Annotated in this window: 10 protein-coding genes; 7 read left to right on the top strand and 3 right to left on the bottom strand. The window is 45.3% G+C overall.

Annotation, left to right across the window (positions count from 1 at the left end; all coding sequences use genetic code 11):
* Positions 1–116: 116 nt before the first annotated feature.
* The 5 genes from VIN08_RS00555 (at position 117) to VIN08_RS00540 (ending at position 3206) form a co-directional block, all read left to right on the top strand.
* Positions 117–1757, top strand: coding sequence for a beta-N-acetylhexosaminidase (locus VIN08_RS00555; RefSeq protein ID WP_331958627.1), 1641 nt, complete (start codon positions 117–119; stop codon positions 1755–1757).
* A gap of 174 nt (positions 1758–1931) precedes the next feature.
* On the top strand, positions 1932–2279 hold the full coding sequence (locus VIN08_RS00550) for a hypothetical protein (RefSeq protein WP_331958624.1): 348 nt from the start codon (positions 1932–1934) through the stop codon (positions 2277–2279).
* Positions 2280–2282: 3 nt separating this feature from the next.
* Positions 2283–2525, top strand: coding sequence for a hypothetical protein (locus VIN08_RS00545; protein ID WP_331958621.1), 243 nt, complete (start codon positions 2283–2285; stop codon positions 2523–2525).
* The gene (locus tag VIN08_RS28605) at positions 2473–2667 is read left to right on the top strand and encodes a DUF5655 domain-containing protein (RefSeq protein WP_414693227.1); all 195 of its coding nucleotides are present in this window, start codon (positions 2473–2475) and stop codon (positions 2665–2667) included. The genes VIN08_RS00545 and VIN08_RS28605 overlap by 53 nt, the downstream gene beginning before the upstream one ends.
* Complete coding sequence (locus VIN08_RS00540; RefSeq protein WP_331958618.1) at positions 2634–3206, top strand: NUDIX hydrolase; 573 nt, start codon at positions 2634–2636, stop codon at positions 3204–3206. Before VIN08_RS28605 ends, VIN08_RS00540 begins: the two co-directional genes overlap by 34 nt.
* 5 nt (positions 3207–3211) lie before the next feature.
* On the opposite strand, the gene VIN08_RS00535 is transcribed toward VIN08_RS00540, so the two are convergent.
* The 3 genes from VIN08_RS00535 to VIN08_RS00525 all read right to left on the bottom strand — a co-directional run bounded on the left by VIN08_RS00535 (position 3212) and on the right by VIN08_RS00525 (position 5242).
* On the bottom strand, positions 3212–4033 hold the full coding sequence (locus VIN08_RS00535; RefSeq protein ID WP_331958615.1) for a hypothetical protein: 822 nt from the start codon (positions 4031–4033) through the stop codon (positions 3212–3214).
* 6 nt (positions 4034–4039) lie between these two features.
* Complete coding sequence (locus tag VIN08_RS00530) at positions 4040–4201, bottom strand: hypothetical protein (RefSeq protein WP_331958612.1); 162 nt, start codon at positions 4199–4201, stop codon at positions 4040–4042.
* A 135-nt stretch (positions 4202–4336) separates the two neighbouring features.
* Positions 4337–5242, bottom strand: a complete 906-nt coding sequence (locus tag VIN08_RS00525; RefSeq protein WP_331958609.1) for a serine hydrolase — start codon at positions 5240–5242, stop codon at positions 4337–4339.
* Positions 5243–5312: 70 nt separating this feature from the next.
* Between VIN08_RS00525 and VIN08_RS00520 the strand changes: the two genes are divergently transcribed.
* Positions 5313–6263, top strand: a complete 951-nt coding sequence (locus tag VIN08_RS00520) for an L-threonylcarbamoyladenylate synthase (RefSeq protein WP_331958606.1) — start codon at positions 5313–5315, stop codon at positions 6261–6263.
* A gap of 269 nt (positions 6264–6532) precedes the next feature.
* On the top strand, positions 6533–7278 hold a 746-nt coding region (locus VIN08_RS00515), incomplete at its 3' end, for an ATP-dependent 6-phosphofructokinase (protein WP_331958603.1).

Here is a 7278-nt window from a genome sequence, read left to right as displayed (position 1 = left end):
CCAGTCCTCCGGCCATCTCGCCAATCATCCCAGGCACACAGACACACTTTCTGCTTTCGTTGGTTATTGGGGTTTGTTTTTCTAATTATGTATACATAAAACCAATCTTTACAACCATGCAAAAAATAATCTATGCTTTCGCAGCGCTGCTAGTATTAGCTGCGTGTGGAAAGAAAGAAGAGCCCGGCAAAGAAGTACATATACCGGCTATTATACCCAAGCCTGTATCCATCACACCGGGAAATGATCATGTACATCTGGATAAATCTGTTGCTATCATTGCAAAATCGGCTGATGAAAAAAATGTTGGTGAGCTACTCGCAGCATTTCTAAAATCAAAAAGTATAGATGCTGTTGTTTCTGAATTTTCTGATAATAAAAATACGATAGCACTTTATACAGTAGAAGATTCAACACTGCAGAAGGAAGGCTATAAACTTACGGTGGATGATAAAGGTATAAACATCCAGGCTAACAACGGTGCCGGACTTTTTTATGGTGCACAAACTTTGCTTCAGTTAATACCAGAGAGTGGAAATGAAATTTCGTTCGTTACGATTACAGATTATCCTCGCTTTGCCTATCGCGGACTTCACCTGGATGTAGGCCGACATACTTTCTCTCCTGACTTTATCAAGAAATATATCGATCTGCTGGCGCATCATAAATTCAACCGCTTCCACTGGCATCTTACAGAAGACCAGGGTTGGCGCATCGAGATAAAAAAGTATCCGAAGCTGCAAGAGATCGGAGCCTATAGAAAAGAAACTGCCATCGGTCATGCCGGAACAGCACAACGGGAAGGCGCCAAGTTTGATGGCAAACGTTATGGCGGGTACTATACACAGGAAGAAGTAAAAGACATTGTAAAGTATGCAGCCGATCGTTACGTAACGGTTATACCCGAAATAGAATTACCCGGACACGCATTGGCTGCACTGGCCGCGTATCCAAATTTAGGATGTACCGGTGGCCCTTATGAAACAGCTAAATCGTGGGGAGTTTTTGATGATGTATTCTGTGCCGGTAAAGAAGAAACATTTCAATTTCTGGAAGGCGTACTCGATGAAGTAGTAGAGCTTTTCCCAAGCCAATATATACATATAGGAGGTGATGAATGCCCAAAGACAAAGTGGGAGAAATGTCCGCATTGCCAGAAGCGTATGAAAGCCGAGAAGCTGAAAAATACACATGAGCTTCAGAGCTATTTTATACAACGCATCGAAAAATATCTCAACAGCAAGAATCGTCAGATCATTGGTTGGGATGAGATATTGGAAGGAGGCCTTGCACCTAACGCTACCGTTATGAGCTGGCGTGGTGAAGAAGGCGGTATAGCGGCTGCAAAACAAAATCACGATGTGATCATGACACCCGGCAAGTGGTGTTACTTCGATCATTACCAGGACACCAGCAAGAGCGAGCCACTGGCTATAGGCGGATACCTGCCTGTGAAAATAGTATACTCGTATGAGCCGGTTCCATCGCAGCTTACAGCGGAAGAAGCGAAACACGTACTTGGTGCGCAAGCCAACGTGTGGACGGAATATATACCTACCAGCGATCACGTAGAGTATATGGTATATCCGCGTGCCTGCGCCATGGCAGAAGTAGTATGGTCGCCTAAAGATAGTCGTGACTACACCGATTTTCTGACGCGTATGGATACACATCTCAAACGCCTGGATAGCTGGAAAGTAAATTATGCCAAGCATATCCGCCAGGAGATAGACAGCCTCAACACCTCAAAGAAATAATTGACGACTGACAGAGCTCTTCATTTTTGTAGTGCATTAAACAAACTTTAAGCTTACCTTCGGGCTGCTGACGATATAGTCGGCAGCCTTTTTGTTTATGACTGATTCGTGAATGAAAGGCATTGCCCGATCGTCATGAAAAATAATGTATCACGATTAATGCTATAGGTACCTATGAAGACAACCATCCGATTTATTGCAGCTGCAACCTTCCTGTTATTTGCGCTCAGTTTTCAATTGATCAAAACACAAATCTCCATCACTATCCGTAACGAACTGGGTAACACCGAGCAAGGTGTAACAGTACAACTTTTTGAAACGGAAGATGACTATAAAGCAGAAACAAATCCAGTAGCAGAAGGCACTACCGATGCGAAAGGTGTTGTAAAGTTTAAAGAACTGAAAGCCATCTCCTACTATGTAATCGCCCGCAAGGATGATAAAGATAACACGGGTGGTGGCGAACAAACCGGCAAGCTTGAAGCGAATCGTATCAACAAAGTTACGATTGTGATTCAATAGAGCATGTGGACGTGTTTCCGGAACACCGATCAGCGGCATCACTGCGAACGCACCATTGCCGCTGATCAATTAAAAAATCAACCGGAAAATATAGTCGGTATATATAATTGTATACTCGAAGCCGTGCAAAAGTTCGGGCCGTTCTCTGTCAGTCCTATCAAAGACTATATCATGCTGAAAAACAGGAGTATTCCTGACGATCAAGCCACGAAAGAAATACCTGGATATATCTTTTTTTCTTCCTGAAAAAACAGAAGCTTTTCCCATCTTTGTATCCCTGCAAACCTCGAAGAACCGAGTAAGGCATGCGGCTCGCCTGGAGAATGCAGCCGATGTTACCAAGCCTGTTATACAATGGATCAAACAATCGTACGACCTGACCAGATAATTTCTACCCGCGCATCACTCACTGATGCGTTGAAATCCTATAGCACTCCCTATCACGAAGAACAACCTTTCGCTGCGAAGTTTCTTGAACTGTTGCAGCATGAGCGTGCGTTTCATCGCGATCATCTCCCCGGACATATCACGGGCTCTGCCTGGATTGTAGATGCACAAAAACAATCGGTGTTACTTACACATCACGCCAAACTGAACAAGTGGCTTCAACCTGGCGGCCATGCGGATGGTGATGAAAATGTTTTTGCTGTTGCCCTGCGTGAAGCACAGGAAGAAACCGGACTGAAAAATTTCAAACTGTTATCACCCGGTATATTTGATATCGATATACACATTATTCCGGCCCGCAAAGATTTTCCGGAGCATTGGCATTATGATGTTCGTTTTTTGTTTGAGGCAGATCCTGCAGAAGCATTGATCATCACCGAAGAATCGCACGATCTTCAATGGGTGCCGCTTAACAAACTAAGCGATTATACTACACAAGACTCGATGCTCCGCCTGCAACAAAAAGTAGTATCAAACTGATTATACTATAGTTGCACATGTATATGATCATCATGACGAACGGCCTGACAACCATGATAGCGAATTTTGGGAGATGATAAAGCAAGTCTTGTTTTCAAATGAGGCTCGATAAATATCTTGTGAATAGCCGATTGCTTCGAGAGTACATTTACCAGGTAGGCCGTACGTTGCGCATCGAATTTATACCGGTTCTTGTTCCGCTGTGATGCTACCTGCTCCAGAATTCCGTATTGCCAGTAACCTTTTGCCTTGCACTGCAACGGGTAATCCTCTTCATGCTCACGCGGACCTTCATATACTCCATAGCCTATCCACGATGGACTATCATCGCTCTTTACTCCATTTACGTCCGTATAGAAAAAAGCGATATCCAATTTTCTGCCATCATTATGGCTGAGATGAGGCATCAACGGGAATCCGTTATAAAAAGGGAAACAGCCATCGAGGTAATTTGTCACTGTGCCCGGATATTTCTTTCGCACAGCCGAAGCAGAGGCCAGAACAGCTTCGCGCAAAGCCGGCTTTACATAGTGTCGGTTCAATAAACAGGTTGCTATATTTAACGGCCGCACGTCACCTTGCCACGGCATGGGTACACGCCCAAAGTGCTTCGCTACGGGAGGTACGATCAGCAGAGAAGATATACTATACAATACACTAAAAATTACCAGGAATAAAAACGGAGCCAGCCACTTTGCTTGTAAGGACCTTTGCACATATACCATTACTCCCATTGTTACCAACAGCACTACCCCGCCAATTTGTGTAAGTACTGTGAGCAGAGCAAAGCCTATAATAACAACGAGTATTTTTACGATGAGGCCCAAAGTATACTATTTGCTGGCGATCAACAGTAAGCCGAAGGCAACAACTGCAATCCAATATTTATAGCCTACAATAGCCGGGATAACGATCAGGTGAAATTGCATTAACAGGGTAATCACTACCAGGATAATAGCGGTAATCTTGAGTATGTTTCTGGTTTTGTTGCTCATACAGTGTAAGGTTAAAAAGTTTAAGGTTCAAGGTTTGAGGAGCAAATATAGGGATTAGGTTTTGTTCATTCCTGATTGGAGGGTATATATAGCGATGGGGGCTATATTTTAACGATGATTGTCGCAATCGAAAAATTAATACCACTCGTCTATGCCTTGGGCGGGCTTCCAGCGGGAGGTTGGTTCGAAGTGTTGCCAGAGTAATGCCGATACTTTGCGAATCAATACCCAGCCTTCGTTGTTCATCGTCCAGCTTTCGTCTTTTTGATTTTTTGTGGTTACGCAAAATACATAATCGCCATGCGGTGCATTTACCAGTACCACTTCGGATCGTGCCTGGTTTACGGCACCCTGTTTGGATGCTGTTTGTATATAGGGCGGTATCTGCGACAGTGCTTCGGTGTCCCAGTATATACGGATCATGTTCCGGTATATCCGTTCGCTTACGCGTGGACTGATCACGTTGCCTTCGCGGATGCGTACAACAAGTTCGGCCATTTCCTTCGGCGTGGTTTGTCCCCATCCATATTTAGCTTTGTTACTCTCACGGCCCGGTGTGCGCGAGTTTACACGTGTATGCTGAAAGCCATTTTTCTCCAGCCACGCATTGATGGTTGTTCCTTTACCGGCCAGCGACTGGCACCATAAACTGGCGGTGTTATCGCTCATCGTGATCATCAGCATCAGCACGGTTTTTAACGGAATTTTCTCGCCATTCCGGAACGAACCCAGCAGGTCATCACCTTCGTATAGCAGCGAATCTTTATAGGTAAGTATGGAGTCGTAAGCGATCTCCCCTTTCTCGATCTTGTCGAACATACCGATGGTGATCGGTACTTTTATCATGGATGCTGTCGGAAATATACTATCCGCCAGGATCGCAGCCGTCTTTCCGGTTTTAAGATGGCGCACATAGATACCGGCATCGCCCTGAAAATCTTTCACCAGGGCCTGCAACTTTTTTTGAAGAACCTTGTCTTCTCTCTGGGCGTTCACAACAATACTGATGCACACCGTCAGTAACAGGAGCAGAGCACGCATGTATAAATTTTATACACACAACTTACTCCCTTTACAGCACGGTAGCAAATAAATTTTAGCTTTGCGGACGATGGCCGAGATCGGAACAGACATTCTATATGCCAAAGCCTTGCTGGAACAAGGCGAGGTGGTAGCCATACCTACGGAAACAGTATATGGACTGGCCGGTAATGCTTTGAATGTAGCTTCGGTCACCAAGATTTTTGAAGTAAAGAACCGGCCACAGTTCGATCCGCTCATTGTACACGTTCCGGATATCGACAAGGCTCAGGAGTATGTATCAGATATACCGGAGCCTGCGCGAAAACTGGCTGAACGTTTCTGGCCCGGGCCGCTAACATTATTACTTCCGAAAAAGAAAATTATACCCGACCTGGTAACGTCCGGTATGGACACCGTTGGTATTCGTTGTCCCAATCACCCGATGACGCGCCAGTTATTGAGAGAACTTCCCTTTCCGCTTGCCGCTCCAAGTGCTAATCCGTTCGGGTATGTGAGCCCTACAACTCCCGAGCACGTAAACGAACAGCTCGGTGACAAGATAGCCTATATATTGGATGGCGGCCCTTGTCGTGTAGGGATTGAATCAACCATCGTAGGTTTTGATGATGATGTGATGGTGATCTATCGCATGGGTGGATTGAGTCTTGAACAGATCGAATCCGTAGCAGGTACTGTATTGGTACAGGCACATTCAACTTCTAACCCGAAAGCTCCCGGTCAACTCAAGAGTCACTATGCACCGGGGAAGAAAGTGATCATCGGTACCATCGAAGATTTGCTGCAGCAATATCCGGCACATACATCCGGGCTTCTTACTTTTCAGACCGACTTCAATTCACCGTATCAATATATACTCTCACCTTCCGGCAACCTGGAAGAAGCCGCGCAACATCTTTTCACAGCGCTGCGCGCCTTCGATAAAATGCCTATCGATTATATACTTGTTGAACTTCTCCCCGAAGAAGGACTTGGCCGCGCAATCAATGATCGACTGAGAAGAGCGGCAGCAGTTGAATAGCCGCGCTGACTTCTGACTGCAAGCTGCCTGATGGCGATTCGTGTAGCAAAGTATCTCCCGTTAACAGGATATACTCCTTTAGTAACTTGCAGTTGAACAATGTATATCAATCAACGAATGCTGACGCAATCATACATGAAGCTCACGCTCACTCTTCCGGCAGCTCAAAGCTGGTAGCCAGCAACCATTCTCAGAGCTCGCAACTACTCTATACTTGCCCGACTCCCGGTTTTTTAGTTGCTTTATACTAGTACCATGTATAAACGATAATGGAGAAACCTAAGAAAGTACTTATCCTCACCGGTGGTGGTGATTGTCCGGGATTGAATGCTGTGATACGAGGTGTGGCCAAGCGTGCCCGCAGAGAGAAGGACTGGGAAGTATATGGAAGCATTGAAGCTTTCAATGGTGTATTGAACGACCCGCAGGAGATCGTGAAGATCACGAGTAAATATACGGCCGGTATACATGTGCGTGGCGGCACGGTTCTGAAAACTACCAACAAATCAAACCCGATCAAGTTTCCGATGCCTCAACCGGATGGCACGATCAAATTTATAGATCGTTCGGATGAACTTGTTCGCAAACTGAAAGCGCTGAAGTTTGATGCCATCATAAATATAGGGGGCGATGGCTCTCAACGCATTTCAAAAGTATTGTTTGATAAAGGTATACCGATCATCGGTGTACCGAAGACGATCGACAATGATCTTTCCGCGACTGATGTAACGTTTGGTTTTCAAACAGCGGTACAGATCGGCACCGATAGTTTTGACAAGCTCGTAACAACAGCAGAGAGTCATCATCGCACCATGATTATGGAAGTGATGGGACGCGATGCCGGATGGATAGCATTGCATACAGCCATAGCAGGTGGTGCCGAAATATGTTTGATACCCGAGATACCGTACGACATCAACAAACTTGTAAAGCGTATTAACCTTCGCTATAAAAAAGGAAGAGGCTTTGTAAATATAGTAGTTGCCGAAGGAGCTCGTCCGAAGGAAGGAACGAT

The sequence above is a fragment of the Ohtaekwangia sp. genome, from assembly GCF_036568665.1.
In the GTDB taxonomy this organism is placed as follows: Bacteria; Bacteroidota; Bacteroidia; order Cytophagales; family Cyclobacteriaceae; genus Ohtaekwangia.
Note: the sequence above shows the minus strand (reverse complement) of the source record. Positions and strands in the feature narration are given on the sequence as shown.

Coding starts and splice junctions, on each gene's coding strand:
- VIN08_RS00520 (WP_331958606.1), top strand. CDS start 5,313: ATGGCCGAGATCGGAACAGACATTCTATATGCCAAAGCCTTGCTGGAA.
- VIN08_RS00550 (WP_331958624.1), top strand. CDS start 1,932: ATGAAGACAACCATCCGATTTATTGCAGCTGCAACCTTCCTGTTATTT.
- VIN08_RS00540 (WP_331958618.1), top strand. CDS start 2,634: ATGGATCAAACAATCGTACGACCTGACCAGATAATTTCTACCCGCGCA.
- VIN08_RS00525 (WP_331958609.1), bottom strand. CDS start 5,242: ATGCGTGCTCTGCTCCTGTTACTGACGGTGTGCATCAGTATTGTTGTG.
- VIN08_RS00530 (WP_331958612.1), bottom strand. CDS start 4,201: ATGAGCAACAAAACCAGAAACATACTCAAGATTACCGCTATTATCCTG.
- VIN08_RS00555 (WP_331958627.1), top strand. CDS start 117: ATGCAAAAAATAATCTATGCTTTCGCAGCGCTGCTAGTATTAGCTGCG.
- VIN08_RS00545 (WP_331958621.1), top strand. CDS start 2,283: ATGTGGACGTGTTTCCGGAACACCGATCAGCGGCATCACTGCGAACGC.